Genomic DNA, 24,536 nt, shown 5'->3' with positions numbered 1-24,536 from the left:
GGCCCCTTGGCATCTGCTTGAGGCTTCCAGATAGCGGCTGGACGGGGTGGGCGCAACCAAGGCGCTATCCCCGCAGCATGGCGCGGAAGGCGTGCCAACTGGCCTTGGGGGTCCGCGCCATCGTTTCGTAATCGACATGGACCAGCCCGAAGCGCGGGCCATAGCCCCAACCCCATTCGAAATTGTCCAGAAGCGACCAATAGAAGAAGCCGCGCAGGTTCACGCCCCCATCCATCGCGGCCCGCGCGGCGCGCAGGTGGTCGCCGATGAAGGCCACGCGGCGGGGATCGTCGGTGACATCAGGGCCTGCGGCCTCGGACATGCCGTTTTCGGTGACCACCATCGGCAGGTCGCCCACGTGGTCGCGGGCGAGGCGGGTCAGGAACTCGGTCAGGCCTTCGGGACGGATTTCCCACCCCATCTGCGTCTTGGGCAGGGGACCGTCCACCGCCTCTCCCTGCGGCCAGAGGCCGGCGCCGCCCGCGTAAAGGCGGCGGGTGTAGTAGTTGACGCCCAGCCAGTCGATAGGCTGCGCGATCAGGGCCATGTCGGCCTGCCAGCCTTGCGGCAGATGCGGCTCCAGCCCGTCGAGCGCGGCTTGCGGATAGCCCTGGCCCATGAGCGCGCGGATGAACCAGTGGTTGTAGATGGCGTCCTGCACCTGGGCCGCCCGGGCTGCGCCGGGGCTGTCGTCGGCGGGCTGCGCGGTCTCGAAGTTCAGCACGATGCCAAGGTTTGACGCCCCATCCGCCCGCAAGGCCTGCATGGCCGTGCCATGGGCCAGCAGGACATGGTGCATGGCGCGGGCGGCGGCGCGGATGTCGCGCAGGCCCGGCGCGTGCTGGCCCAGGAAATGCGACAGCCAGGCAATGCACCAGGGTTCGTTCAGCGTGGCGGTGCTGGCCAGGCGGTCGCCCAGCCGGCCGTGGATCGCCGCGCAGTAATCGGCGAAGCGGGCGGCGATGTCGCGGTTCTGCCAGCCGCCGAGGTCTGACAGCGCGGCGGGCAGGTCCCAGTGATAGCAGGTCAGGTGCGGCGCCAGCCCGCGTTCGACCATCCCGTCCACCAGCCGGTCATAGAAATCCAGACCCTGCGGATTGACCGTCACCCCGTCCGGCATCACCCGCGCCCAGGATGCCGAGAAGCGATAGGCCGTAAAGCCCCCGTCGCGGATCAGGTCCAGATCCTCGGGCCAGCGGTGGTAATGGTCGCAGGCGAAGCTGCCGTTGCTGCCATCCGCGATGTTCCCCGGCGTGGCCGCGAAGGTATCCCAATGCGACAGGCCCGCGCCGCCGTGCCTCGATCCCTCGATCTGATAAGCCGAGGTGGCGACGCCGAAGGTAAAGTCCGGCGGGAAGGTGGAACGGTCGGGCAGCATCGCATCCTCCTTACGTGGCAGCGGTGCGGCGGTGGGTCAGTTGCCGCCAGAAGAACACCAGCGCGAACAGCGCGGTCATCACCACAACAATGGTCGGCGCGGGGGCGCTGTCCAGCCAGAAGCTGATCCAGATGCCCGCCAGGCTGGAGGCGACCGCGATCACGACCGACAGGACCAGCATCGCCTGCAACCGCCGGGTCAGCAGGAAGGCGATGGCCCCCGGCGCGATCAGCAGCGCCACCGACAGGATGATCCCCACCGCCGACAGCATGGCGACGACAACGGCCGAGATCATCGCCAGCATCCCGTAGTGCAGCCAGCCGATGGCCAGGCCCGCCACCCGCGCCTGCACCGGGTCGAAGACCAAAAGCGCGAAGTCCCGCCACTTCAGGATCAGCACCGAGCTGACCACGGCCGAGATCGACCCGGCCGAGATGAAGTCGTCGCGCCCGATGCCCAAGATGTTGCCGAACAGGATGTGGTCCAGATGCACGTCGGTCGGGAACTGCGTATAGATCACGATCCCCAGGCCGAACATGCCCGACATGACCACCCCCAGCGTCGTGTCCGGCTTGACGCGGCTGTTGGCGTCCAGCCAGCCCGCCGACAGGGCACAGATCATGCCCGCGACGAAGGCGCCGATCAGCAGCGGGATCCCGGCCAGATAGGCCAGCACGATCCCCGGCAGCACCGCATGGCTGATGCCGTCGCCCATCAGCGCCCATCCCCTCAGCACCAGAAAGCAGCTGAGCAGGGCTGCGGGGATGCTGACGATGGCGGTGATCAGCATGGCCTCGACCATGAAGGGAAAGGCGAAGGGGGCGGTCAGCCAGGTCATTCGGTGGCCCTTCGGACGCGGCGGCGGCTGGCAAGGATGCCGTGGGTCGGCGCGAAGACGAAGGCCGCCAGGAAGATCAGCGTTTGCAGGACGACGATGATGCCGCCCGTCGCGCCGTCCAGGAAGAAGCTGGCATAGGCCCCGATGGCCGAGGTCAGCGTGCCGATGGCGACCGACAGCGCGATCAGGCGCGGAAAGCGGTCGGTCAGCAGGTATGCGGTGGCGCCGGGCGTCACCACCATGGCGATGACCAGAAAGGCGCCCACGGTCTGCATGGCCGCGACCGTCGATCCGGCCAAAAGCGTGAAGAACAGCACCTTCAGCCGTCCAGGATGCAGGCCGATGGTGCGCGCGTGGCTTTCGTCGAAGAACACCACCATCAGGTCGCGCCATTTCGCCAGCAGGATCACCAGCGACACCCCCCCGATGATCGCCAGCTGGACCGTGTCGGCGGGAGAGATCGCCAGGATGTTGCCCATGGTGATTGCCTGCAGATCGACCGATACCGGGTTCAGCGAGATCATGAACAGCCCGATCCCGAAGAAGCCGGTGAAGATCAGGCCAATGATCGCGTCCTCCTTCAGCCCCGTGCGGCTGTTCAGGAACAGCATCGTCAGCGCGGCCAGGCCCCCCGACAGGAAGGCGCCAAGCGCGAAGGGCAGGCCCAGCATGTAGGCGCCGGCGACCCCCGGGACGATGGAATGCGAGAGGGCATCGCCGATCAGGCTCCACCCCTTGAGCATCAGGTAGGCCGACAGGAAGGCGCAGACGCCGCCGACCAGGGCCGAAACCCAGATGGCGTTTGTCATGTAGCCATAGGTGAAGGGGATCAGCAGGGTGTCCAGCATCAGGCGTCGCAGGCGGGGGTTTCACACCCCCGCACCCCCGTGGGATATTTGGGCAAAGGTGAATGGGCTGTCATTCGTCCTTCCTGCGGGGGCGCTGGTCGTAAAAGACCAGGGGGCGTTCGTCGTCGGTGAAGACATCCACGGCGCGCTGGTCCGCATCGTCGTGAAGCGCGGCGCCGCCCAGGACGAAATGGCGCAGCACGCCGCCGAAGGCGTGGCGCAGGTTTTCGGGGGTGAAGGTCGTCTCGGTCGGGCCATGGGCCAGCACCGTGCCTTTCACCATCACCACGCGGTCGCAATATTCGGGGACCGAGCCGAGGTCGTGGGTCGAGACCAGCATCACCCGGCCTTCGTCGCGCATGTCCTTGAGCAGCGCGATGATCGCCTGTTCGGTCTGCACGTCCACGCCGGTGAAGGGTTCGTCCAGCAGGATCACCCGCGCTTCCTGCGCGATGGCGCGGGCCAGGAAGACGCGCTTCTTCTGGCCGCCCGACAGTTCGCCGATCTGGCGGCGGCGGAAGTCGGCGATGTTGACCCGTGCCAGGGCCGCGTCCACCGCCTGCCGGTCGATGGGCCGGGGGCGGCGGAAGAAGCCCATGTGGCCGTAGCGGCCCATCATCACCACGTCTTCCACCAGGACGGGGAAGGTCCAGTCCACCTCCTCGGCCTGGGGGACGTAGGCGACGAGGTTCTTTGCCAGCGCCTGTTCCACCGTGCCGCCCATGATGCGGACCTGGCCCGAGGCATGGGGCAGAAGGCCCATCAGCGCCTTGAACAGCGTCGATTTGCCCGCGCCGTTGATGCCGACCAGGGCGGTGACGGAACCTTCCGGGACGGTGAAGCTGGCGTCGCGCAGTGCGGTGACGCCGTTGCGATAGGCGACGGTCAGGTTCTGGACGTGGATCCCGTTGCTCATTCCCGAAGGCCGTTCACGATGGTTTCCGCCGTGACGCGCAGCAGGTCCAGATAGGTGGGCACCGGGCCGTCGGCATCCGACAGGCTGTCCACGTAAAGCACGCCGCCATAGGTCGCATCGGTTTCAGCCGCGACGCGCCGGGCCGGGCGATCGGACACGGTGGATTCCGAGAACACCACCCCGATGCCATTGTCGCGCATCACGTCGATGACATGGCGCACCTGCTGCGGCGTGCCCTGGGCGTCGGCGTTGATGGGCCACAGATACAGTTCCCGCAGCCCGAAGTCGCGGGCGAGATAGGAGAACGCCCCTTCGGACGTGACCAGCCAGCGGCGGTCCTCGGGCAGGGCGCGGGCCATGTCGCGCAGGGGGGCGATGGTGGCGGTGATTTGCGCCTTGTAGGCGTCGGCGTTGGCTTGATAGGCGGCGGCGTTTCCGGGATCGGCCGTGGCCATCGCGGCGGCGATGTTGTCCACATAGATCAGCGCGTTGTCCAGGCCCATCCAGGCGTGGGGGTTGGGCTTGCCGTCGTAATCGCCCCCCGTGATCGACAGGGGTTCCACGCCGTCGCTGACCACGGCGACCGGCACGTCGCCCAGTTGGTCGATGAACTGCTGGAACCAGCTTTCCAGGTTCAGCCCGTTCACCAGGATCAGGTCCGTGTCCGAGGCGCGGATCAGGTCGCCCGAGGTCGGCTGGTAATTGTGGATCTCGGCCCCCGGCTTGGTGATGGATTCGACCACCGCCGCATCCCCCGCCACGTTGCGGGCCATGTCGGCGATGATCGTGAAGGTGGTCGCGACCTTCAGTTGTTCGGCATGGGCGGGCAGGGCGATCAGGGCCACGGCCAAGGCAAGGGGCAGTTTCATCGGCGGATATTCCAACGCGTTCTGTCCATGCCCAAGTTCTGTGCGAGCGGTTCGCAACTGTCAATAGTTGAGAATTAGTTGCAACTGAACGTCGGTTGAGGCATCACGGTTCCATGGAACATCGTGCCCTGCAACTGGAACAGGCCCTGCGCGACGCGGGGGTGCGCGTGACGCGGCAACGGGCCGCGCTGTTGCGCGTCATTGCCGCCAGCGAGGATCATCCCGACGCCGCCGAACTGCACCGCCGGGCCGAGGCCGCGGGGGCGGGCGTGTCGCTGGCCACCGTGTACCGGACGCTGACCACGTTGCAGACCCAGGGCGTGATCGAGAAGCTGGAATTCCAGGGCGAGCCTGCCCGGTGGGAAGCCGCGGACCAGCGCCACCACGACCACATGATCGACGTGGACACGGGCACCGTGGTCGAGTTCGCCGACGACCGGATCGAGCGGCTGCAGGCCGAGATCGCGGCCGAGATGGGCTACGAGATCGTGCATCACCGGCTGGAATTGTACGTGCGGCGGCGGGGTCAGGGGGGCGCTGCCCCCGTCCTTGCGGGACTCCCCCGGGATATTTGAGCCAAGGCAAATGCAGGTCTTCGACAAGATCATCTCGGACCGGGGGTCGCGCTATGCGGTGTCGGGCGGGGCGGCGGCCAGCCGGGCCGAGGCGGCGGCCTTGCTGGCCGAGTTGAAGCGCGCCAAGCGGTTCGCCAAGGCCACGCACAACAGTTGGGCCGCGATCCTGGGGGGTGAGGCGGTCAAGGACGACGACGGAGAGGCCGGCGCGGGCGCGCTGATCCTGCAGATGCTGGAGCGCGCGGGGCTGCACGATCATGTCGTGATCGTGACGCGGTGGTATGGCGGCAAGCAACTGGGCGGCGACCGCTTCCGTCATGTGGCGGATGCGGTGCGGTTGTATCTGCGCGAGACCGGCCTGGGCTAGCGCCAGCCAAGCGCCGGGGCGACATGGCGCAGGATGCTGTCGATGACATGGATGTTGTAGTCCACCCCCAGCATGTTCGGCACGGTCAGCAGCAGGGTATCGGCCTCGGCAATGGCTTCATCCTCGCGCAGTTCCTCGACCAGGCGGTCGGGTTCGTCGGCATAGCTGCGGCCGAAGACGGCGCGATAGTTGTCGATGTTGCCGATCTGGTCGCTGTCCTTGCCGCCGCGTCCGAAATACCGGCGGTCCATGTCGCTGACCAGGGCGAAGATCGACCGGCTGACGGACACGCGCGGGGTGCGGGCGTGGCCCGCGACCTTCCAGGCCTCGCGATAGGTGCGGATCTGGCGGGCCTGCTGGACGTGGAACGGCTCTCCGCCTTCGTCCACCTTGAGGGTCGAGCTTTGCAGGTTCATGCCCATCCGCGCCGCCCATTCGGCGGTGGCGTTCGAGGCCGATCCCCACCAGATGCGGTCGCGCAACCCTTCGGAATGGGGTTCCAGGCGCAACAGGCCCGGCGGGTTCGGGAACATCGGGCGCGGGTTCGGGCGGGCGAAGCCCTGGCCTTCAAGCTGCTGCAAGAAGACCTCGGTATGGCGGCGGGCCATGTCCTGATCCGTCTCGCCCTCGGCGGGTTGATAGCCGAAGTAACGCCAGCCATCGACCACCTGTTCCGGGCTGCCCCGGCTGATGCCAAGCTGCAACCGCCCGCCGGAGATCAGGTCGGCCGCGCCCGCGTCCTCGACCATGTAGAGCGGGTTTTCATAGCGCATGTCGATGACGCCGGTGCCGATCTCGATCCGCTTGGTGAGCGCGCCGACGGCGGCCAGCAGGGGAAAGGGGGATGCAAGCTGGCGGGCGAAGTGATGGACGCGGAAATAGGCGCCGTCCGCGCCCAACTCCTCGGCCGCCACGGCCAGGTCGATGGATTGCAGCAGCACGTCCTGCGCCGTGCGGACCTGCGAGCCGCGTTCGGGCGACCAGTGGCCAAAGGACAGAAAGCCGATCTTCTTCATGACATTCCCTTGTGCGCGGGATGCGCCTTGGGACCGATGTAGGGGCTGGCCCGGCCATCCCGCAAGGTTCGCCGGCGCGCAGGGGTTGTGCGCCAAGGATCGGACCGGGCGCTACTTCCAGCGGCGATGGACCCAGAACCACTGGTCCATGTGCCGCCGCACCAGCATCTCAAGATCGTCGTTCAGCGCCTGCATCATGGCGGCGGGGGGACCATGTTCGACGGGCTGGCCCACATGGACGCGGAAGCGCAGACCGTCGGGGCAGCGGATGCCGTGGACCGGCACCAGCAGCGCGTCGTATCGCAGCGCCAGTTCGGCGGGCGTCAGCACCGTTCGGCTGGGCAGGTCGAAGAAGCGCAGTTCCGGGGCGTGCCGGTCGTATTGATCAAAGCCAAGCGCCAGCCAGCCGCCGCCCTTGAGGAACCGCAGCATGGACGCAAGACCCGACCGCCCGCGCGGGAACAGGGGTTCCGCGATGGCATGGATGGCGGGGATGTAGTGGCGGTTGAACGCCTCGTTGTTCATCGGGCGATAAAGGGCGCCCACGGGCCAGCCGCGCCCTGCCAGGGCCGTGCGCATGGCGTCGTAGTTGCCGAAATGCGCGCAGGCGATGATGACGGGGCGATGCGCGTCGAAGGCGGCTTCCAGCGCGGGCAGGCCGGGACCTTCCAGCGGGTCGGCGTCGCGGATGCGGGCGGTGAATTCCTCGCCCGAATAGATCTCGGCCACGGAGCGGCCGGCGTTGTCCGGGACGGCGCGGGTCAGGGCCTTGACCTCGTCGGCGCTCAGGTCGGGGCGGGCGAGCGCCAGGTTCTCGCGGATCCGACCGCGCCAGCCCGCCAGGGGGCCGAGGACATGCGCGAAGAACCAGCCTACCGCAGGAATGCGCCTTTCATAGGGCAGCAGCCGGGCAAGGCCGATCACCGACAGAAAGGCGGCATTGGCGATCCGGTCTGGCAGGGGTGGGGTATCAGGCTGGCTCATGGGGTCTTTCGCGCCGCGCGGGCTTCTCGGGACCAGACATACAGGCCCGCCACCACGATAAGCGTGGCCCCCGCGACCGTCCAGAGATCGGGAAGCTGGCCGAACAGCAGCCAGCCCCACAGCCCCGCCCAGACCAGACCGGTATAGCCGAAAGGCGCCAGAACCCCGGCCTCGGCCGTGGCAAAGGCGCGGACCAGTAGGTATTGGCTGGCCGTGCCGAAGACCCCCAGCAGCGCGAAGGCCCACAGGTCGGATGGGGCGATGGGCTGCCAGACGAAAGGCACCGCCAGCGATGTCAGCGCGCTGCCCACCACCGCCGACCACATGACGGACGTGGCGACCGAATCCGTGCGTGCCATCCGCGTCAGCAGCGCGCCTGCCGCATAGGTGAAGGCCCCGGCCAGCGGCAGCAGGGCTGCGGGCTGGAAGACGCCCACGCCGGGGCGGATGATGATCAGCGCGCCGACCAGCGCGGCGCCGATGCCCGCCAGCCGCCGGGGACCGATCTTTTCGCCCAGGAACAGCGCGGCGCCCAGGGTGATCAGGACCGGGTTCAGGTCCATGATCGCCGTCGCCTCGGCCAGCCCGATCACCTGGAGCGAGGAAAAGAACAGCCCGACCGATCCAAGCTGCATCAGCGCGCGGGCGCATTGCAGGCCGGGACGGCGGGTGCGCAGCAGCGGAAACATCGCGGCGCGAAAGAGGACGGCGAAGATCAGCAGGTTGCCGACAAAGCGCGCCCAGACGACCTGGGCGGGGTGATAGGTCTGGGTCAGGTGTTTCGCCGTCGCGTCCATCATGGTGAAGCCCAGGATCGCGGCCAGCATCAGCAGGATCCCCGCCGTCCGGGCGTTCGCGGGATGGCGCAGGTCCGGCATCCTTCAGGCTTTCTTCGCCAGAGGGTGATGGGTCAGGACCAGGTCGCGCATCCGGCTGTCCAGGACATGGGTATAGATCTCGGTCGTGCCCAGGTCGGCATGGCCCAGCAGGGTCTGGATGGATCGCAGGTCGGCGCCGCCTTCCAGCAGGTGCGTGGCGAATGCGTGGCGGATGACATGCGGCGTCACGCGCGACGGCGACACGCCCGCCGCCACCGCCATGTCGTTCAGAAGCCGTCCGAAGCTCTGGCGCGGCATGTGGCCCGCCACGCCGGGGGCGGGAAACAGCCACCGCGCGCCCTTGCCGGCGACCAGGCGGCCAAGCGCGCTGTCCTTGGGCGCATCGTCGCGGATCGCCAGCCAGGCCGCCAGCGCGCGCCGGGCCGGCGGGGTCAGCGGCACCATGCGTTCCTTGTCGCCCTTGCCGCGGATCAGCAGCACGCGCGGATCGCCCCGGCAGGTGGCGGCAGGCAGGGCGACCAGCTCGCTGACGCGCATCCCGGTGGCGTAGAGCAGTTCGATCAGGCACAGGTTTCGCGCCCGCTCGGCGTCGGACCGGCCGACAAGCGGGGCGGCGGCCAGCAGGGCCTCGATCTCGGAGCGGTCCAGGATCTTGGGCAGGCGCCTGGCGCGGCCCGGCCCGCTGATGCGGATGGCGGGGTCGTCGTCGCGCCAGCCTTCCTCCAGCGCGAAACGCGTGAACTGCCGGATGGACGACAACCGCCGCGCCCGCGTCGCCCGCGACAGGCCTTGGGCGTCGCAATGGGCCAGGTAATCCTCGACCCGTTCGCGGGTCAGGTCGGCCATCGCCAGCCCGCGCCCGGCCAGCCAGTCCGACAGGTCGCGCAGGTCGCGCCCATAGGCCAGGACCGTGTTGCGGGCGGATCCCGATTCGGCGGCCTTGGCGTCCAGAAAGGCCGATATGGCGCGATGATCGGCGATCATGGGTCTTGCCGCATCACCGGCAGCAGCGACAGTTGCGCCGCCGCCCCATCGGCCTCGGCCGTCAGGCCAAGGGCGCGCAGGGTGGCAAGGCCCCGGCCCGCGCGGGGCAGGTCACCGTCCAGGCCCGCGTCGATGTCGGCCATGGCGTTCAGCAGCGCCTCGCCCTGATGGGTGGCGGGGGCCACGACGGGATCGGCCTTCAGGCCTGCGTCCAGGACCAGCGGCACCGGGGTCGGCAGGCCCTGCCATTGGCGCAGCCTGGTCGCGATCTCGGCCGACGGACCCTCGCCCCCCTCGGGCAGGTCGGCGGCGATCATGGCGGCCAGCACGTCGGCCATGCCCGCCTTGCGGAACTCGTCAAAGGCCCGGGGCAGCGCGGGCGAGGGGTCGCCGCCGGCCAGCGCGGCCTCCAGCGTGCGCATGGCGCCCGCGCGTTCCCACACCCCGCCCGATGCCGCGGGCTTCTGTTCGCTGTAAAGCGCGCGCAGGGTGGCGGGCGCGATGGCACCGGCGCGGGCCAGCCGTTCCGCCGCCTCCAGCCGGGCCTTCCAGCCGTTGTTGGGGCGCAGGTCGGAATGGGCGAAGGCGATGGGCAGGGACGATGTGGGCAAGGGCTGGCCGATCGCCTCGTGGATGCGGAAATCCAGGGGGGTCATGCGGTCGGACGGGGGCAGCATCTGGTCGCTGTCCACATAGGCATCGTCCAGGAAATGCGTCAGCAGCACCGCCTGCCGGTCGTCCAGCAGGCCCAGGATTTCGGCCCCGTGCAGGCTGATCGCGGCGGCGGCCCAATCACCGGTCTGCGCCAGGCAGAAGATCCGTGCGGCAAAGCTGGGGGCGATGCCGGGGGTGGTGTTCATGATGTCGCAGGCCCGCCCCTCGTCCCCCTTCAGCAGCGAGATGTCGAACAGGCGCCGGAAGATTTCGGGATCGCTGGGACCGGCGGCGATCAGCAGCGCCTGCGCCCGGTCCAGCGCCCCCGCATCCAGCAGCCGGTCGGCGCGGGCCAGGAACAGCGTGCCCTGCGGCGCGCCGGGTTCGGCAGGGGGCGGGATCAGTTGCGTGACAAGGATGCGGTCCAGCAGGGCGTTCATCGCGGGCAGGCGCGCAGGCGTGCGCAGGATCAGGTCGGCCAGCGCGGCAGGGCCGCTGCCTTCCCACAGGTTCGCCGGAAGGCCCGCCTTGCGCGCCGTCATCAGGCCCGCCGCATCGGGATTGCCGTTGCCCAGACGTGTGACCTGGACCGATCCCACCTCGCCCGTCGCGGCCACCGGCTTGGGACCGGACGCGCCGGGCAGGCCGGGGGGCGGCTTGTCGCCCGGCCGCCAGGCCGAACTTTCGCGGTCCGGCCCGCGCACGCTGCCCGACAGCCAGTCGCTGGCCGACAGCGGTGGCTCGGCCGAAGCGGGACAGCCCAGGCCAAGCGCAAGGGCCAAGGGCAGCAGGCGGGAGAGGGAACCCGTCACTCGGTCCCGGTCCCGTCTTCCGTGGCCGCCGCCGGGGCAGGGGCGCCGCTGACAGGGCTGCGCACCTCGGACCGGACCGGCTGCATGTCGCCGAAATAGGCGTAGCCGGCCAGGCCGATCACCGCCGCCAGAATCAGCACCACCAGAACCTTGAGCAGCCGCATCGGATTTCGCCTCGTTCATCGTTGTTTTCGTGTCTCGGACCGGTCTTCCGCCGGTTCGGCCGGAATGTATATGGCATTTTCCGAAAGATCACGCCATTCAGTCGGCCCAGGAAACGGGGGGATGACATGCGCCAGCGCCTGAGGCGCCATATCGTGCTGGTCGGGATGATGGGGGCCGGCAAGACCGCGCTCGGGTCGGAACTGGCCCGGCGGCTGCATGTGCCCTTCACCGATTCGGATGTCGAGATCGAGACGGCGGCGGCCATGTCCATATCCGAGATCTTCGCCCGTGACGGCGAGGCGTTCTTTCGCGACCGCGAGGCGCAGGTGATCGCGCGCATCCTGCGGGAATCGCCGCGCGTGATTTCGACCGGCGGGGGCGCCTGGATGCAGGACCGCAACCGCGCGGCCATCAAGGCGGCGGGCCTGTCGGTCTGGCTGTCCTGCGACCTGGACACGCTGTGGCACCGGGTGCGCCAGCGCAGCACGCGGCCCTTGCTGAAGACCGCCGACCCCCGGGGCACGCTGGCCCGCCTGCTGGCCGAACGCGACCCGACCTACGCCTTGGCCGAACTGACCTTTCCCGCCCGCCCCGGCGACAGCGTCGATGCCGCCACGACCCGCCTGCTGGAGGCCATCCGCGCCGCCGACCCCCACCTTGTGATCGAGACGCCATGACCCATCATCCCGACCCCGTCACCGTTCATGTCCCCCTGGGCGATCGCGCCTATGACGTGCGCATCGGGCCGGGGCTGATCGACCGCGCGGGCGGGGAAATCGCGCCCCTGCTGCGGCGCCCGCGCGTGGCCATCGTCACGGATGAAACCGTGGCGGGGCTGCATCTGAAGCGGCTGCAAGCGGCGCTGACGGTGCAGGGCATCGTGTCCGAGGCCCTGGTCCTGCCCCCCGGCGAGTCCACGAAAAGCTGGCCCCACCTGACCGCGACCGTCGAATGGCTGCTGGACCAGCGGGTCGAGCGGCGCGACATCGTGGTGGCCTTCGGCGGCGGCGTGATCGGCGATCTGGTGGGCTTCGCCGCGGCCATCATGCGCCGGGGCGTGCGCTTCGTGCAGATCCCCACGACGTTGCTGGCGCAGGTGGACAGCAGCGTCGGCGGCAAGACCGGCATCAACAGCCGCCATGGCAAGAACCTGATCGGCGCGTTCCACCAGCCGTCCCTGGTGCTGGCCGACATCGCCGTGCTGGACACGCTGACCCCGCGCGACTTCCTGGCGGGCTATGGCGAGGTCGCGAAATACGGGCTGCTTGGCGATGCCGATTTCTTCGAATGGCTGGAGGTAAACGCCCCGAAGTTGCGCGACGACATGGCGCTCCGCCAGCACGCCGTGGCCCATTCCGTCGCGATGAAGGCCGGGATCGTCACGCGGGACGAGACAGAACAGGGGGAACGCGCGCTGCTGAACCTGGGCCATACCTTCGGCCACGCGCTGGAATCGGCCACCGGCTATTCCGCGCGCCTGCTGCATGGCGAAGGCGTGGCGATCGGCTGCGCCCTGGCCTTCGACCTGTCCGCCCGCATGGGCCTGTGCAGCCAGGAGGCGCCCTCGCGCGTGCTGGACCATCTGCGGCAGATGGGGATGCCCGCCGCGATCCGCGACATTCCGGGCGATCTGCCCGACGACGCGGCGTTGATCGCGCTGATGGGGCAGGACAAGAAGGTGGTGGACGGCCGCCTGCGCTTTGTCCTGGCGCGCGGCATCGGCGAGGCTTTCGTCAGCGACGACGTGCAGCCGGGCCTGCTGGCCGATGTGCTGCGGGACGCCCGCTAAGGCGCCCCGCCAGCCAGATCAGAACGGGATTTCGTCGTCGTAGTCGCTGCGGCTGCTGCCGCCGCCCTGGCTGCCGCCGCCGCCCGACGACGAGCCGCCCCGGTCGTATTCGTCATAGCCGCCGGATCCGCCCTGGTCCCGGCCGCCGCCGCCCGGACCGCTCCGGCCGTCCAGCATCGTCAACTCGCTGCGGAACGGGCGCAACGCCACCTCGGTCGAATAGCGGTCGGCGCCCGACTGGTCCTGCCATTTGCGGGTTTCCAGTTGCCCCTCGACATAGATCTTGCTGCCCTTCTTCAGGTACTGCTCGGCCACGCGGATCAGGGGTTCGGAATGAATGACGACGGAATGCCATTCGGTCCGTTCCTTGCGCTCGCCCGTGTTGCGGTCCTTCCAGGACTCGGACGTGGCGATGCGCAGGTTCGCGATCTTGCCGCCGTTCTGGAAGGTGCGGATTTCGGGATCGGCGCCCAGATTGCCGATCAGGATGACCTTGTTGACGCTGCCTGCCATGAGCGGGTTCCTTGATATGTGTTCTTGGTGACGGTCTAGCGCAGCGCCATGGCTGATGCAAATGCGCGCTTAATTGCCGAAGGGTATCCGACTAGCCCAAAAGCCATGCTGGCGATGCGAAAGGATTTCTGTATAGTCCCCGCAAAACCCACAACAACGAGGGACGGGACGATGCTTTTCCCAACCATCAAGGCGGGTCTGTGCGCGATGCTGGTCGCAGGCCTTGCACTGCCTGCCGGGGCCGAGGGGTTGCGCCTTTCGGGCAGTTCGTCGAAATCGAGGGCCGAACAGTTCGCCCGCCAGACCCGGCTGATGGATTCGCGGCTGGCAGGGCAATACCAGCAATCGGCGCGGCTTCAGCCGAACGGGCGCGGCAGCAGCTCGGTCGAAATCCAGCTGTCGGCCAACATCCCCGCCTATCGCGGCAAGCGCAGCGACTTCATCCCGCTGGCCCGCCAGGCCGCCCGCCAGCACGGCATCCCCGAGGATTTGTTCCTGCGCCTGGTCCAGCAGGAATCGGGCTGGAACCCGCGCGCCCGGTCGCACAAGGGGGCGACGGGCCTGGCGCAGCTGATGCCCGGCACGGCGGCCAAGCTGGGGGTGAACCCGCATGATCCCGCCCAGAACCTGCAGGGCGGGGCACGCTACCTGCGGATGATGTACAACCAGTTCGGCAACTGGCATCTGGCGCTTGCCGCTTATAACGCCGGTCCGGGGGCCGTGCAGAAATACAACGGCATCCCGCCCTATCGCGAAACCCGCAACTATGTGCGGATCATCGCGGGAAGCTGAGGCGGCTTCTTTGCGCAAATATCCTCGTGGGTGAGTTGCGCCCCTGGGGCGCAAGAGGGCGCGCGAGCGCCCCCTTCTTCGTCACACTTCCTCGATGCGCAATTCCACCGGCTCGCTGACCAGAACGCCGGTGCGGGGCAGGGCTTCGATGGCGAAGTCGATGGCCTCGGGCGTGGTCTTGTGCGTGACCACCAGCACCGGCACGCTGGCAGAGTCCTTGTGCCCGTATTGCCGCATCCGGTCGATGGAAATGCCCGCATCGCCCAATACCGTCGCGACCTTGGCCAGCGCGCCCGGCTTGTCCTGCAATTCCAGCCGGATGTAATAGGCCGCCGGAACCGCGGTGCGCGCGGGCTGTGCCGCCTTCAGCGTCGCGGCAGGCTGGCCGAAGACCGGCAGGCGCACGCCCCGCGCGATCTCCACGATGTCCGACAGCACCGCGCTGGCCGTCGGGCCTTCGCCCGCGCCCGCGCCGCGCAGGACGATCTGGCCCACACTGTCGCCTTCGACCACGACCATGTTCGTGCCGCCCATCAACTGCCCCAGGGGGCTGTCGGCAGGCACCAGGCAGGGCGACATGCGCTGTTCCAGGCCCCGTGGCGTCATCTGCGCCACGCCCAGCAGCTTGATGCGGTATCCCATGTCGGCGGCGCGGCGGATGTCGTCGATGCTGACGCGCTCGATCCCCTCGATCTCGACCGCGTCGAAATTGACCTGCGTGCCGAAGGCGATGGCCGACAGGATCGCCAGCTTGTGCCCCGCGTCGATGCCCCCCACGTCCAGCGTCGGATCGGCCTCCAGGTATCCCAGCTGCCGCGCCTCCTCGAACACGGCGTCATAGGGCAGGCCCGCGCTGTCCATCCGGGTCAGGATGTAATTGCAGGTGCCGTTCATTACGCCCATGACGCGGCGGATCTCGTTTCCGGCCAGCGACTCCGTCATGGCCTTGATGACGGGGATGCCGCCCGCCACCGCCGCCTCGAACCGCAGGGTGCGGCCCAGTCCTTCGGCCAGTTCGGCCAGCGCCTGCCCGTGGACGGCCAGCAGCGCCTTGTTCGCGGTCACTACGTCCTTGCCCGACCTCAAGGCGGCCTCGATGCTGTCCCTGGCGATGCCCGTGTCGCCGCCCACCAGTTCCACGAAGACATCCACGTCATCAGCGGTCGCCACGGCCAAGGGGTCGTCTTCCCAGCGATAGGACGACAGGTCGGCGTCGCGGTTCTTCAGCCTGTCGCGCGCGCAGATGGCGGTGATCGACACGGGGCGGCCGGTGCGGCGCGCCAGCAGATCGGCGTGTTTCTGGACGATCTTGACGACACCGATCCCGACGGTGCCAAGCCCGGCGATGCCCAGGCGGAGTGGGGACGACATGAAGGCCTCTTGTCCTAAGGTCGCCTGCTGTTAGCGCGGGCCGCGCCGTCATGCAACGCCGCGGTCACAGCCAGGGGTGCGTGCGTTGCCGGTATGCCGCGAAGGCCTCGGGAAAGGCGCGGGCCAGCCGGTCTTCCTCGGCCCGGATGAAGCGGGCCGAGATGACCGCGACGAAGCCCGCGACCAGCGGCGGGGCGGCAAGGGGCGCGCGGAAAGCCAGGCAAAGCCCCGCCAGGATCAGCGCATCGGCCAGATAGATCGGATTGCGCGACAGCCGGAACGGCCCCGTGGTGACAAGATGGCGCGGCTGACCGTAAGGGTCCACGGTGGTCCGCCCCCGGACCAGCATCGCGCCGGCCCAAAGCATCACCACCAGCCCCAGCAGGACCAGGGGCAAGCCCCAGCCTGCCAGCCAGCCGGGACCATGCGGCGCCAGCCGCCCCGCAAGCCAGCCCGCCAGAACGAAACCGGCAAGCCAGACGGGGGGATAATCCGCCGTCACCCGCATCAGGCCTGCCCCCCGTCGCCCGCCCATTCCCCGTCGATGCCGGTGGCCCGCATGATCGACACGACCTCGCGCGCGGCCCTCAGGGTCTTGGCATGGATGGCCAGGACGGCGGGCGCGTCCATCTCGTCGGGATAGCGTTCGCCCCGGGTGTTGACAAAGGTCGGATGCCAATGGTCGGGCCTGGTGCCGGGCCGCCAGGAGGCATGGCACAGCAGGTTGCGGTCCAGGCGGAGGGCGCGCAGATCCCGGGCCAGCAGCGGGTGATCGGTGATGGCCGCATCCTTCATGGCCGCGATGAGGCTGTCGATCAGCGTGCCGAGCGTGTCGTCGGCAATATCCTCCATCCGGCGCAGCCAGCGTTGCCAGGCCTCGTCGTCGGCGTCCGCGTCCAGTTCCTTTCGGGTCAGCGAAAAGATCGCCCGCTTCAGGGCCTCCTCCAGGAAACCGAAACCCGATACCGCATGGCCGATGGCCGCGGCCATGTCGTCGGGCAGGCGGACGGGGGCAGGGGCAGGGCGGCGGCTCATGCTACTCGCGCCACAGATTCCTGACCCATGTCGCGGGCAGCAGATAATGGCGCAGGTGCCTGGACAGGCTTTCACGACGGCGGCCCGTGAAGGTGGCGCGCAGGTGATCCAGGGGCGGGCGATGCTCGCCATCATCCCTCCAGCGGCCAGCGATGGCGTCGGGCGGATTGAGGTTGCCCGCAAAGATCACGATCCGGCTGTTGCGCGGCACCCTGGGTTCGCGGACATAGTTCAGCGGGAAGGGCGGGACCGAGTGCATCCTGAAATGCGCCAGCCAGCCGCGCGGCCAGAACTTGACTCCGCCGGGGGCGTTGCGGGTCACGAAACGCTGCTCGAACCTGTAGGTCTCCGCGATGCCCTGCGGATCGGCACGGAAGATCTCTTGCAGCGGTTGCAGCTTGCCGACCCGCATCCGATAGACCGAAGTCTGGCCCAGCCGTTCCAGCGGCGTGTTGGGGTTGCGCCCCAGGATCGTGTCGTCGGGATCGCCGAAAGTGAAGAACGGATCCAGGTTGCCGGTGATGACCACATCCAGATCCAGGAACAGCACCACCCCTGTCACGTCGCCCAGATCCCCCCACAGACGTGACTTGGGCCACTGGCCGCGGTTCGTGACGGGCGCCTGGTATTCGAAGACCGGCAGCGGCCTGACCGCGATGTCGGGATGCAGGCCCGCGCTGTCGTCGGTAAAGCAGAACATCCGGAAGGGCGGGGTGATGTTGCGGCGGATCATCCCGTGCAGGCGGTTGACGTATTCCGGCGCGAACTTCGTGCCCCACTTGATGCAGATGATCTGCTTGATCGCTGGCGCGTCCATCCGGCTGTCTCCTTGCTGGCGCACAGGGTTTCACAGCCGCCAGGCCAAGGCAATGTCCTTTGCCTTGGCTGAAATATCCCACGGGGGGTCCGGGGGACGTGAAGTCCCCCGGCGCTCGCGGGACGCAAGAACTCACGCCGCCCGGTTTTCCCGGATCAGCCGCAGGATGTCGGCGGCGGCCGCCGGGATGTTGGTCCCCGGCCCGAAGATCGCCTTGACCCCGGCGTTCTTCAGGTAATCGTAATCCTGCTGCGGGATCACCCCGCCGCAGATCACCAGGATGTCGCCCGCGCCCTGGGCCTTCAGCGCCTCGATCAGCTTCGGCGCCAGCGTCTTGTGCCCCGCCGCCTGCGAAGAAATGCCCACCACATGCACGTCGTTGTCCACCGCGTCCTGGGCCGCTTCCTCGGGCGTCTGGAACAGCGGTCCCACGTCCACGTCGAAGCCGATGTCGGCAAAGGCCGTGGCGATGACCTTGGCGCCGCGGTCGTGGCCGTCCTGGCCCATCTTCACGACCAGCATCCGGGGGCGGCGGCCTTCCTCGGCCGCGAAGGCTTCCACGTCCCGCTGGATCGCGGCAAAGCCCTCGTCGCCTTCGTAGGCCGCGCCATAGACGCCGGCCAGGGTCTTCACCTCGGCCCGGTGGCGGCCCCATTCCCTTTCCATCGCCATGCTGATTTCCCCAACGGTTGCGCGGGCGCGGGCGGCCGTCACGGCGGCCTCCAGCAGGTTGCCGCCCTCGCGCGCGCGGCGGCTGATCTCGTCAAGGGCGGCCTGGCAGGCCCCTTCGTCCCGCGTTGCCCGGATGCGGTTCAGGCGGGCGATCTGGCTGTCGCGGACCGCCATGTTGTCGATGTCCAGGATGTCGATCGGATCCTCGCGGTCCTTGCGGTACTTGTTGACGCCGACGATCACCTCCTCGGCCCGGTCGATCTGGGCCTGGCGGCGGGCCGCCGTTTCCTCGATCCGCAGCTTGGGCATCCCCGAGGCCACGGCCTTGGTCATGCCACCCATCTCCTCGACCTCCTCGATCAAGGCCCAGGCCTTTTCGGCCAGTTCGGCCGTCAGGCTTTCGATGTAATAGGACCCCGCCAGCGGATCGACGACATGGGTGATGCCGGTCTCCTCTTGCAGGATCAGCTGGGTGTTCCGGGCGATGCGGGCGCTGAACTCGGTCGGCAGGGCGATGGCCTCGTCGAGCGCGTTGGTGTGCAGCGACTGCGTGCCGCCAAGTGCCGCGCTCATCGCCTCGTAGGCCGTGCGGATCACGTTGTTGTAGGGATCCTGTTCCTGCAACGACACGCCCGAGGTCTGGCAATGCGTCCGCAGCATCAGGCTGCCGGCCTTCTTCGGGTTGAAATCCGACATGATCCGGTGCCACAGCAGCCGCGCGGCGCGCAGTTTCGCGATCTCCATGAAGAAGTTCATGCCGATGGCGAAGAAGAACGACAGCCGCCCCGCGAACTGGTCCACGTCCATGCCCGCCGACAGCGCCGCACGGACGTATTCGCGCCCGTCGGCCAGGGTATAGGCCAGCTCCTGCACCAGGTTCGCGCCCGCTTCCTGCATGTGATAGCCGGAAATCGAGATCGAGTTGAACTTGGGCATCTCGTTGGAGGTGTATTCGATGATGTCCGCGATGATCCGCATCGAAGGCTCGGGCGGATAGATATAGGTGTTGCGGACCATGAACTCCTTGAGGATGTCGTTCTGGATCGTGCCCGACAGGACCGCGCGGGAATGGCCCTGTTCTTCGCCGGTGACGATGAAGTTCGCCAGGATCGGGATCACCGCGCCGTTCATGGTCATCGACACGGATACCTTGTCCAGCGGGATGCCGTCGAACAGGATCTTCATGTCCTCGACCGAATCGATGGCGACACCCGCCTTGCCCACGTCGCCCACCACGCGCGGGTGGTCGCTGTCGTAACCCCGGTGCGTCGCCAGGTCGAAAGCCACCGACACGCCCTGCTGACCGGCGGCCAGCGCCTTGCGGTAGAAGGCGTTCGATTCCTCGGCCGTGGAAAAGCCCGCGTATTGGCGGATGGTCCAGGGGCGGCCCGCATACATGGTCGCGCGCGGGCCGCGGGTGAAGGGGGCGATGCCGGGCAGGCTGCCCAGGTGGTCCAGCCCCTCCAGGTCGGCCTCGGTGTACAGCGGCTTGACCGGGATGCCTTCCAGCGTGTTCCAGGTCAGGCTGGCGGGATCCTTGCCCCCCAGCTCCTTGGCCGCCAGCCTTTGCCAGTCATCCAGCGTGGGTTTCGTCATGGTCTGTCCTTTCGCACGGCGCGCTCTGCCCTATATTCAAAAAACGGGAAGGGGTGCCGATGAAGTTGAAATTGCTGATCGTTGCGATGCTTGTTGCCGCGATGGGACCGGCGCGCGAGGCGCCCCCGCCCGTTGTCGAGGCGCAGCCCGCCAGCCCCGAGGAACTGGCCGCACCCGAGCCGGAACCCGCGCGGCCCGAACTGCGCATCCTGCCTGCGACCGAGGCGGAGCCGGGGGAATTCCTGTGGACGGCCCGGCCGGTCGTGGTCTTTGCCGACACGCCGAACGACCCGGCCTTCCGCGAACAGATGCGCGTGCTGGAAGCAGGCGACGCGGCCTTGGTCGAACGCGACGTGGTGGTCATCACCGACAGCGACCCGGCGGCCAACAGCGCCTGGCGGCAGCAACTGCATCCGCGCGGCTTTTCACTGGTCATCATCGACAAGGACGGCCAGGTGAAACAGCGCCGCCCCTTGCCCTGGGACGTGCGCGAGATCAGCCGCGCCATCGACAAGCTGCCCTTGCGCCGCCAGGAGATCGGCCGGGCGGGGCTGTTGCCATGAGGATTGAAAATCCGGGCGCCGCCGCCTATGTTGCAGGGGAAGGACAAGGAGGTTCGACATGAGCACGACATCCTACAACCCGCCCCCGATCACTGGCCGAACCGGCCCGAAGCCGGGCTATTGATCTTTTTCCGATAAGCCGCGCCCCGGCCGTCCAGGTTGGCGCGGATCGCCTCCAGGGCCTTTTCGCCCAGTTCCAGGGCCTCGATCTTCATCGAGATATAGTCCTGATACATCCCGGCCGCCCGTTCGGCCCCGATCCGTCCGACATCCAGCACCCGCAAATCGTTGATGATCGCCGCGATGGCGTTCAACTGGCTGTAATAAAGCACGACCGGATCGACCGTGTCGCGCGGCAGGACATGGATGTCCCCGATGATGGCCCGGAAGACGGCATCGTTGTGTTCGGTCGGGATGACGGGAAAGAAACCCGGTTCGGTCAGGATGCGATTCATGATCCGCGCGCCGTATTCCCCCACGTTGTCGCGTTTCAACACGGCCAGATAGGCGCGGATTTCGGCAAAGACCGCCCGCTGCACGTCGCGCACCCGTTCGGCCCGCAGGGTCGCGTCCCGCCTGCGGTTCTGAAGCGCCACGACCCACCAGCCGATGGCCAGGAACAGCCCGGCGATGACCGCCTGCTGTGCCTGGGGGCTGAGATAGGTGTCAAAGGGTGGCATCCAGAACCTGCCGGAAGGGTCATTCAAACTCCATGATCACGTCATCGACGCGCAGGCTTTGCCCTGCCTCGGCGCTGATCGACTTGACCACGGACTTGCGTTCGGCGCGCAGGATGTTTTCCATCTTCATCGCCTCGACCGTGGCAAGGGCCTGGCCTTCCTGAACCTCGTCGCCCGGCGCGACGGCGATCTTCACCACCAGCCCCGGCATGGGACACAGCAGGAATTTCGACGTGTCCGGCGGCAGCTTTTCAGGCATCAGGCGCGCGAGTTCCGCGGTGCGGGGGCGGCGGACCTGGACCTTGAGGTCGGCGCCGCGCGTGCGCAGGCGGAAGCCCGCGGGGATCTTGTCCACCTTCATCACCAGCGGCCGGCCATCGACCAGCAGCCGCGCCAGGGTCTGGCCGGGCTTCCAGTCGCTTTCCACGCGCAGGTCGCGGCCGTTGACCGCCACCGTCGCCCCGTCGCGGTCGGCGCGGATGCGCACGGGGATGTCGCGGTCCGCCACGAAGACCACCCAGTTCTCGCCCACCTTGCGTTCGTGGTTGTCCAGACGCCCGCTGATCCGGGCGCGGCGGATCTCGGCCACGCGGTGCATGGCGGCAGCGGCGGCGGCCACGCGGGCCAGTTCGTCGTCGGGCAGGGTCGCGCCCTGGAATCCTTCGGGATATTCCTCGGCGATGAAGGCGGTGGTGATGTCGCCCGCGACGAATTTCGGGTGGTCCATCACGGCGGACAGGAAGGGCAGGTTGTGGCCGATGCCCTCGACCTCGAATTCGTCCAGCGCCACCCGCATCGCCTGGATCGCCTGATCGCGCGTGGGCGCCCAGGTGCAAAGCTTTGCGATCATCGGGTCATAGAACATGCTGATCTCGCCCCCCTCGAAGACGCCGGTGTCGTTGCGCACGACATGGGACGCGTCCGCGACCTCGGCCGGGGGGCGATAGCGGGTCAGACGCCCGATGGATGGCAGGAAGTTGCGGTAGGGATCCTCGGCGTAAAGGCGGCTTTCCATGGCCCAGCCGTTGATCGTCAGGTCGGATTGCGCGAAGGGCAGGGGTTCGCCAGCCGCGACCCGGATCATCTGTTCCACCAGGTCGATGCCGGTGATCAGTTCCGTGACGGGATGTTCCACCTGCAACCGGGTGTTCATCTCCAGGAAGTAGAAATTCTTGTTGCCGTCCACGATGAATTCCACCGTGCCCGCGCTGGTGTAACCCACGGCCTTGGCCAGGGCGACTGCCTGTTCGCCCATCGCGCGGCGGGTGTCGGCGTCCAGAAACGGAGAGGGCGCTTCCTCGATGACCTTCTGGTTGCGGCGCTGGATGGAACATTCGCGTTCGTGCAGATAGACCGCGTTGCCGTGCTTGTCGGCCAGCACCTGGATCTCGATGTGGCGCGGCTGCGTCACGAACTTCTCGATGAAGATGCGGTCGTCGCCGAAGCTGCTGGCGGCCTCGTTCTTGGACGACTGGAACCCTTCGCGCGCCTCGGCGTCGTTCCAGGCGATGCGCATCCCCTTGCCGCCGCCGCCCGCGCTGGCCTTGATCATCACCGGATAGCCGATCTGGCCGCTGATCGTGACCGCTTCGTCCGCATCCGCGATCAGGCCCATGTAGCCCGGCACGGTGGAAACGCCCGCCTGCTGCGCCAGCTTCTTCGAGGTGATCTTGTCGCCCATCGCCTCGATGGCGGGGGACGGGGGACCGACGAAGGTGACGCCCTCGCGCTCCAGCGCCTCGGCGAATTTCATGTTTTCCGACAGGAAGCCGTAGCCGGGATGGACGGCCTCGGCCCCGGTCTGGCGGATGGCGTCCATGATCCTGTCGATCACGATATAGGACTGGTTCGCCGGGGGCGGACCGATGTGGACGGCTTCGTCGGCCATCTTGACGTGCAGGGCGTTGCGGTCGGCGTCGGAATAGACGGCGACGGTCGCGATGCCCATCTTGCGGGCGGTCTTGATGACGCGGCAGGCGATCTCGCCCCGGTTGGCGATCAGGATTTTCTTGAACATGGGCGGCCCCCCCGGCCAGGCATGAAAAAGCCGCCCGAGGGCGCGTGGCCCCGGGCGGCGATCAAGGTTGCACGGCGCGACGGACGCGCCGGGATCAGGTGGTTACTGGCACAGGCCGACATCGTCGCAAAGGACGCCACCGGCGCCGCCGATGGCCGCGCCCTTGATGACGTTGCGCCCGCTGACGCTGGCCACGGTCGCGCCGACGCCTGCGCCGATAAGGGCGCGGTCGGTATCGGTCGGGTTGATGCCCTGGGTGCAGCCCGCAACGGCGGTCGCGCCGACAAGGGCGGCAATGGCAAGGAGCTTGGACATTCTGGTGATCCTGTCAGGTGATTGGCTGGACCGGAACGCCGATCCAGCCGGTCAGGTTCAGTAGCGGCGCTGGCAGACGCCGGCGTCGTCGCACAGCGCGCCGCCCACGGCGCCGATGGCCGCGCCCGTCGCCAGATCCTCGTCCAGGGCCTTGGCGATGACGGCACCCGCGACGGCGCCGCCTGCCGCGCGTTGCGCGTCGGGCGAGATGCCGCCAGCGCCATAGCCCTGCTGGCAGGCGGCCAGGCCGAGAAGAAGGAAAGCGCCGCCGGCGATGCGGGTGAACAGCGAAGTCTGCATGAAGATTTGCCTGTATGGTGGGCCGTTCCGACGGCCGGTGAAAGGTGGTGCCGGACTATCGCATAGCCGGGGGGCACGTCAAACTGACATGGCTGTGAGATCAAGGCCCTAGGCAGCAAATTGCGCATCATCGGCGGTCCATGTCGTCGCCGTCGTCGCCATCGTTCCAGCCGTCCTCGTCCCACCCGAAATCGGGGGGGCTGTCGGGGGCGAACAGTTCCGGGAAGGACGCCTCGGCGGCGGCCATGTCCACTTGCAGCAACTGCTCGTAATCGGCGGGATCGAAGGGACCGACCGCCTTGACCTCGCGTCCGATCAGCCAGCCCAGGCGGCCTGCGTCCAGGTTGCCGCGGACGAATGGTTCCTCGCCGAAGTGCTGGATCAGGGCGGCCAGGAAGCCCGCGTCGGCGCGGCGGTCGGCGGGCTTGCGGTCGCGGAAGCGTTCGCGCCGGGTGATGGGCGTCGCGCCCTTCTTGCGATTCTCGCGGCGGATGACGAACTGGAAATCGGTGCCGGGAAGGCGTCCCGGAAAGCCTCGGTGCTTCAGCATGATGCGCCCTTGATGGGGGGGCGGGGCCGGACCGGGGCGGAAAATCGCGGGCAGCCGGACCGCCCGCGTGATAACAGTCGGTTCGGGTCAGTTGGCCCCGTATTTGCCCTGGTAGACCGGCTCGGTCGTGACCGGGTTTGCGGCGGGCACATAGACCTCGGGTTCGGGTGCCTGACGCTGGCACGCGGCGAAAGCCGACACCAGCACGAGGCCGAGGATGATTTTCTTCGACATGTTGTCTCGCTCCTGTAAATCGGGCGCGCCTGCGCCCGTCTGCTCGG

The 24,536-nt window shown here is 68.1% G+C and carries 29 protein-coding genes; 6 read left to right on the top strand and 23 right to left on the bottom strand.

Features of this window, described 5'->3' with window-relative positions; translation table 11 throughout:
• Positions 1 to 64: 64 nt before the first annotated feature.
• The 5 genes from GIY56_RS04755 to GIY56_RS04735 all read right to left on the bottom strand — a co-directional run bounded on the left by GIY56_RS04755 (position 65) and on the right by GIY56_RS04735 (position 4,849).
• Entirely contained in the window at positions 65 to 1,378 is a 1,314-nt protein-coding gene (locus GIY56_RS04755) for a GH1 family beta-glucosidase (protein WP_154763657.1), read from the bottom strand.
• A gap of 10 nt (positions 1,379 to 1,388) precedes the next feature.
• Positions 1,389 to 2,216, bottom strand: coding sequence for a metal ABC transporter permease (locus tag GIY56_RS04750; RefSeq protein ID WP_154763656.1), 828 nt, complete (start codon positions 2,214 to 2,216; stop codon positions 1,389 to 1,391).
• On the bottom strand, positions 2,213 to 3,064 hold the full coding sequence (locus GIY56_RS04745; protein WP_196053547.1) for a metal ABC transporter permease: 852 nt from the start codon (positions 3,062 to 3,064) through the stop codon (positions 2,213 to 2,215). Before GIY56_RS04745 ends, GIY56_RS04750 begins: the two co-directional genes overlap by 4 nt.
• Positions 3,065 to 3,134: 70 nt before the next feature.
• Positions 3,135 to 3,980 carry a manganese/iron ABC transporter ATP-binding protein gene (locus tag GIY56_RS04740; protein WP_154763655.1) on the bottom strand — a complete coding sequence of 282 codons (846 nt, stop codon included), beginning with the start codon at positions 3,978 to 3,980 and terminating at the stop codon, positions 3,135 to 3,137.
• Positions 3,977 to 4,849, bottom strand: coding sequence for a metal ABC transporter substrate-binding protein (locus tag GIY56_RS04735; protein WP_154763654.1), 873 nt, complete (start codon positions 4,847 to 4,849; stop codon positions 3,977 to 3,979). Before GIY56_RS04735 ends, GIY56_RS04740 begins: the two co-directional genes overlap by 4 nt.
• A gap of 113 nt (positions 4,850 to 4,962) precedes the next feature.
• On the opposite strand from GIY56_RS04735, the gene GIY56_RS04730 reads away from it, so the two are divergent.
• Together GIY56_RS04730 and GIY56_RS04725 are read left to right on the top strand one after the other, a co-directional pair.
• The gene (locus GIY56_RS04730; RefSeq protein WP_154763653.1) at positions 4,963 to 5,424 is read left to right on the top strand and encodes a Fur family transcriptional regulator; all 462 of its coding nucleotides are present in this window, start codon (positions 4,963 to 4,965) and stop codon (positions 5,422 to 5,424) included.
• A gap of 10 nt (positions 5,425 to 5,434) precedes the next feature.
• On the top strand, positions 5,435 to 5,791 hold the full coding sequence (locus tag GIY56_RS04725; protein ID WP_154763652.1) for a YigZ family protein: 357 nt from the start codon (positions 5,435 to 5,437) through the stop codon (positions 5,789 to 5,791).
• Here GIY56_RS04725 and GIY56_RS04720 read toward each other — a convergent pair.
• The 6 genes from GIY56_RS04720 to GIY56_RS04695 form a co-directional block, all read right to left on the bottom strand.
• Positions 5,788 to 6,807, bottom strand: coding sequence for an LLM class flavin-dependent oxidoreductase (locus tag GIY56_RS04720; protein WP_154763651.1), 1,020 nt, complete (start codon positions 6,805 to 6,807; stop codon positions 5,788 to 5,790). The genes GIY56_RS04725 and GIY56_RS04720 overlap by 4 nt on opposite strands.
• A 111-nt stretch (positions 6,808 to 6,918) precedes the next feature.
• The gene (locus GIY56_RS04715; protein ID WP_154763650.1) at positions 6,919 to 7,791 is read right to left on the bottom strand and encodes a lysophospholipid acyltransferase family protein; all 873 of its coding nucleotides are present in this window, start codon (positions 7,789 to 7,791) and stop codon (positions 6,919 to 6,921) included.
• Complete coding sequence (locus GIY56_RS04710) at positions 7,788 to 8,669, bottom strand: DMT family transporter (protein WP_154763649.1); 882 nt, start codon at positions 8,667 to 8,669, stop codon at positions 7,788 to 7,790. The genes GIY56_RS04715 and GIY56_RS04710 overlap by 4 nt, the downstream gene beginning before the upstream one ends.
• A 3-nt stretch (positions 8,670 to 8,672) precedes the next feature.
• Entirely contained in the window at positions 8,673 to 9,614 is a 942-nt protein-coding gene (locus tag GIY56_RS04705) for a tyrosine recombinase (RefSeq protein WP_154763648.1), read from the bottom strand.
• Entirely contained in the window at positions 9,611 to 11,080 is a 1,470-nt protein-coding gene (locus GIY56_RS04700) for a hypothetical protein (RefSeq protein ID WP_328288442.1), read from the bottom strand. Before GIY56_RS04700 ends, GIY56_RS04705 begins: the two co-directional genes overlap by 4 nt.
• Positions 11,077 to 11,244, bottom strand: a complete 168-nt coding sequence (locus GIY56_RS04695) for a hypothetical protein (RefSeq protein ID WP_154763647.1) — start codon at positions 11,242 to 11,244, stop codon at positions 11,077 to 11,079. Before GIY56_RS04695 ends, GIY56_RS04700 begins: the two co-directional genes overlap by 4 nt.
• Positions 11,245 to 11,370: 126 nt before the next feature.
• Between GIY56_RS04695 and GIY56_RS04690 the strand changes: the two genes are divergently transcribed.
• Positions 11,371 to 11,922: a shikimate kinase gene (locus tag GIY56_RS04690; RefSeq protein WP_154763646.1), complete on the top strand. Its 552-nt coding sequence runs from the start codon at positions 11,371 to 11,373 to the stop codon at positions 11,920 to 11,922.
• Positions 11,919 to 13,034 (top strand): 3-dehydroquinate synthase, encoded by a 1,116-nt coding sequence (gene aroB, locus GIY56_RS04685; RefSeq protein ID WP_154763645.1) that lies wholly within the window; start codon positions 11,919 to 11,921, stop codon positions 13,032 to 13,034. Before GIY56_RS04690 ends, aroB begins: the two co-directional genes overlap by 4 nt.
• 18 nt (positions 13,035 to 13,052) lie before the next feature.
• Here the strand turns inward: aroB and ssb are convergent, their stop codons facing one another.
• Entirely contained in the window at positions 13,053 to 13,547 is a 495-nt protein-coding gene (gene ssb, locus GIY56_RS04680) for a single-stranded DNA-binding protein (protein WP_154763644.1), read from the bottom strand.
• 171 nt (positions 13,548 to 13,718) lie between these two features.
• Here ssb and GIY56_RS04675 point away from each other — a divergent pair, with 171 nt between their 5' ends.
• Positions 13,719 to 14,339 (top strand): lytic transglycosylase domain-containing protein, encoded by a 621-nt coding sequence (locus tag GIY56_RS04675; protein ID WP_154763643.1) that lies wholly within the window; start codon positions 13,719 to 13,721, stop codon positions 14,337 to 14,339.
• 81 nt (positions 14,340 to 14,420) lie between these two features.
• Here the strand turns inward: GIY56_RS04675 and GIY56_RS04670 are convergent, their stop codons facing one another.
• The 5 genes from GIY56_RS04670 to scpA all read right to left on the bottom strand — a co-directional run bounded on the left by GIY56_RS04670 (position 14,421) and on the right by scpA (position 19,830).
• Entirely contained in the window at positions 14,421 to 15,710 is a 1,290-nt protein-coding gene (locus tag GIY56_RS04670; protein ID WP_154763642.1) for a homoserine dehydrogenase, read from the bottom strand.
• 64 nt (positions 15,711 to 15,774) lie between these two features.
• Entirely contained in the window at positions 15,775 to 16,218 is a 444-nt protein-coding gene (locus tag GIY56_RS04665; RefSeq protein WP_154763641.1) for a methyltransferase family protein, read from the bottom strand.
• Entirely contained in the window at positions 16,218 to 16,745 is a 528-nt protein-coding gene (locus GIY56_RS04660; protein WP_154763640.1) for a hypothetical protein, read from the bottom strand. Before GIY56_RS04660 ends, GIY56_RS04665 begins: the two co-directional genes overlap by 1 nt.
• A gap of 1 nt (position 16,746) precedes the next feature.
• On the bottom strand, positions 16,747 to 17,562 hold the full coding sequence (locus GIY56_RS04655) for a glycosyl transferase (RefSeq protein WP_154763639.1): 816 nt from the start codon (positions 17,560 to 17,562) through the stop codon (positions 16,747 to 16,749).
• 132 nt (positions 17,563 to 17,694) lie between these two features.
• Positions 17,695 to 19,830: a methylmalonyl-CoA mutase gene (gene scpA / locus GIY56_RS04650; protein ID WP_154763638.1), complete on the bottom strand. Its 2,136-nt coding sequence runs from the start codon at positions 19,828 to 19,830 to the stop codon at positions 17,695 to 17,697.
• Between the two features lie 59 nt (positions 19,831 to 19,889).
• On the opposite strand from scpA, the gene GIY56_RS04645 reads away from it, so the two are divergent.
• Positions 19,890 to 20,393, top strand: coding sequence for a DUF4174 domain-containing protein (locus GIY56_RS04645; RefSeq protein WP_154763637.1), 504 nt, complete (start codon positions 19,890 to 19,892; stop codon positions 20,391 to 20,393).
• A gap of 89 nt (positions 20,394 to 20,482) precedes the next feature.
• On the opposite strand, the gene GIY56_RS04640 is transcribed toward GIY56_RS04645, so the two are convergent.
• From GIY56_RS04640 to GIY56_RS18340, 6 genes are all read right to left on the bottom strand, one after another.
• The gene (locus GIY56_RS04640; RefSeq protein WP_154763636.1) at positions 20,483 to 21,073 is read right to left on the bottom strand and encodes a hypothetical protein; all 591 of its coding nucleotides are present in this window, start codon (positions 21,071 to 21,073) and stop codon (positions 20,483 to 20,485) included.
• 19 nt (positions 21,074 to 21,092) lie between these two features.
• Positions 21,093 to 23,090, bottom strand: coding sequence for an acetyl-CoA carboxylase biotin carboxylase subunit (locus tag GIY56_RS04635; RefSeq protein WP_154763635.1), 1,998 nt, complete (start codon positions 23,088 to 23,090; stop codon positions 21,093 to 21,095).
• A gap of 102 nt (positions 23,091 to 23,192) precedes the next feature.
• On the bottom strand, positions 23,193 to 23,405 hold the full coding sequence (locus GIY56_RS04630) for a hypothetical protein (RefSeq protein WP_154763634.1): 213 nt from the start codon (positions 23,403 to 23,405) through the stop codon (positions 23,193 to 23,195).
• A 57-nt stretch (positions 23,406 to 23,462) separates the two neighbouring features.
• Positions 23,463 to 23,705, bottom strand: a complete 243-nt coding sequence (locus tag GIY56_RS04625; protein ID WP_154763633.1) for a hypothetical protein — start codon at positions 23,703 to 23,705, stop codon at positions 23,463 to 23,465.
• Positions 23,706 to 23,832: 127 nt separating this feature from the next.
• On the bottom strand, positions 23,833 to 24,255 hold the full coding sequence (locus tag GIY56_RS04620; protein ID WP_154763632.1) for a hypothetical protein: 423 nt from the start codon (positions 24,253 to 24,255) through the stop codon (positions 23,833 to 23,835).
• An 87-nt stretch (positions 24,256 to 24,342) separates the two neighbouring features.
• Entirely contained in the window at positions 24,343 to 24,489 is a 147-nt protein-coding gene (locus GIY56_RS18340; protein ID WP_196053546.1) for a hypothetical protein, read from the bottom strand.
• Positions 24,490 to 24,536 lie beyond the last annotated feature (47 nt).

It is taken from the genome of Paracoccus lichenicola (assembly GCF_009708075.1).
In the GTDB taxonomy this organism is placed as follows: Bacteria; Pseudomonadota; Alphaproteobacteria; order Rhodobacterales; family Rhodobacteraceae; genus Paracoccus; species Paracoccus lichenicola.
Note: the sequence above shows the minus strand (reverse complement) of the source record. Positions and strands in the feature narration are given on the sequence as shown.

What these genes read in the sequence shown, in the direction of transcription:
- GIY56_RS04755 (WP_154763657.1), bottom strand. Translation starts at nt 1,378, where the DNA reads ATGCTGCCCGACCGTTCCACCTTCCCGCCGGACTTTACCTTCGGCGTC.
- GIY56_RS04750 (WP_154763656.1), bottom strand. Translation starts at nt 2,216, where the DNA reads ATGACCTGGCTGACCGCCCCCTTCGCCTTTCCCTTCATGGTCGAGGCC.
- GIY56_RS04745 (WP_196053547.1), bottom strand. Translation starts at nt 3,064, where the DNA reads ATGCTGGACACCCTGCTGATCCCCTTCACCTATGGCTACATGACAAAC.
- GIY56_RS04740 (WP_154763655.1), bottom strand. Translation starts at nt 3,980, where the DNA reads ATGAGCAACGGGATCCACGTCCAGAACCTGACCGTCGCCTATCGCAAC.
- GIY56_RS04735 (WP_154763654.1), bottom strand. Translation starts at nt 4,849, where the DNA reads ATGAAACTGCCCCTTGCCTTGGCCGTGGCCCTGATCGCCCTGCCCGCC.
- GIY56_RS04730 (WP_154763653.1), top strand. Translation starts at nt 4,963, where the DNA reads ATGGAACATCGTGCCCTGCAACTGGAACAGGCCCTGCGCGACGCGGGG.
- GIY56_RS04725 (WP_154763652.1), top strand. Translation starts at nt 5,435, where the DNA reads ATGCAGGTCTTCGACAAGATCATCTCGGACCGGGGGTCGCGCTATGCG.
- GIY56_RS04720 (WP_154763651.1), bottom strand. Translation starts at nt 6,807, where the DNA reads ATGAAGAAGATCGGCTTTCTGTCCTTTGGCCACTGGTCGCCCGAACGC.
- GIY56_RS04715 (WP_154763650.1), bottom strand. Translation starts at nt 7,791, where the DNA reads ATGAGCCAGCCTGATACCCCACCCCTGCCAGACCGGATCGCCAATGCC.
- GIY56_RS04710 (WP_154763649.1), bottom strand. Translation starts at nt 8,669, where the DNA reads ATGCCGGACCTGCGCCATCCCGCGAACGCCCGGACGGCGGGGATCCTG.
- GIY56_RS04705 (WP_154763648.1), bottom strand. Translation starts at nt 9,614, where the DNA reads ATGATCGCCGATCATCGCGCCATATCGGCCTTTCTGGACGCCAAGGCC.
- GIY56_RS04695 (WP_154763647.1), bottom strand. Translation starts at nt 11,244, where the DNA reads ATGCGGCTGCTCAAGGTTCTGGTGGTGCTGATTCTGGCGGCGGTGATC.
- GIY56_RS04690 (WP_154763646.1), top strand. Translation starts at nt 11,371, where the DNA reads ATGCGCCAGCGCCTGAGGCGCCATATCGTGCTGGTCGGGATGATGGGG.
- aroB (WP_154763645.1), top strand. Translation starts at nt 11,919, where the DNA reads ATGACCCATCATCCCGACCCCGTCACCGTTCATGTCCCCCTGGGCGAT.
- ssb (WP_154763644.1), bottom strand. Translation starts at nt 13,547, where the DNA reads ATGGCAGGCAGCGTCAACAAGGTCATCCTGATCGGCAATCTGGGCGCC.
- GIY56_RS04675 (WP_154763643.1), top strand. Translation starts at nt 13,719, where the DNA reads ATGCTTTTCCCAACCATCAAGGCGGGTCTGTGCGCGATGCTGGTCGCA.
- GIY56_RS04670 (WP_154763642.1), bottom strand. Translation starts at nt 15,710, where the DNA reads ATGTCGTCCCCACTCCGCCTGGGCATCGCCGGGCTTGGCACCGTCGGG.
- GIY56_RS04665 (WP_154763641.1), bottom strand. Translation starts at nt 16,218, where the DNA reads ATGCGGGTGACGGCGGATTATCCCCCCGTCTGGCTTGCCGGTTTCGTT.
- GIY56_RS04660 (WP_154763640.1), bottom strand. Translation starts at nt 16,745, where the DNA reads ATGAGCCGCCGCCCTGCCCCTGCCCCCGTCCGCCTGCCCGACGACATG.
- GIY56_RS04655 (WP_154763639.1), bottom strand. Translation starts at nt 17,562, where the DNA reads ATGGACGCGCCAGCGATCAAGCAGATCATCTGCATCAAGTGGGGCACG.
- scpA (WP_154763638.1), bottom strand. Translation starts at nt 19,830, where the DNA reads ATGACGAAACCCACGCTGGATGACTGGCAAAGGCTGGCGGCCAAGGAG.
- GIY56_RS04645 (WP_154763637.1), top strand. Translation starts at nt 19,890, where the DNA reads ATGAAGTTGAAATTGCTGATCGTTGCGATGCTTGTTGCCGCGATGGGA.
- GIY56_RS04640 (WP_154763636.1), bottom strand. Translation starts at nt 21,073, where the DNA reads ATGCCACCCTTTGACACCTATCTCAGCCCCCAGGCACAGCAGGCGGTC.
- GIY56_RS04635 (WP_154763635.1), bottom strand. Translation starts at nt 23,090, where the DNA reads ATGTTCAAGAAAATCCTGATCGCCAACCGGGGCGAGATCGCCTGCCGC.
- GIY56_RS04630 (WP_154763634.1), bottom strand. Translation starts at nt 23,405, where the DNA reads ATGTCCAAGCTCCTTGCCATTGCCGCCCTTGTCGGCGCGACCGCCGTT.
- GIY56_RS04625 (WP_154763633.1), bottom strand. Translation starts at nt 23,705, where the DNA reads ATGCAGACTTCGCTGTTCACCCGCATCGCCGGCGGCGCTTTCCTTCTT.
- GIY56_RS04620 (WP_154763632.1), bottom strand. Translation starts at nt 24,255, where the DNA reads ATGCTGAAGCACCGAGGCTTTCCGGGACGCCTTCCCGGCACCGATTTC.
- GIY56_RS18340 (WP_196053546.1), bottom strand. Translation starts at nt 24,489, where the DNA reads ATGTCGAAGAAAATCATCCTCGGCCTCGTGCTGGTGTCGGCTTTCGCC.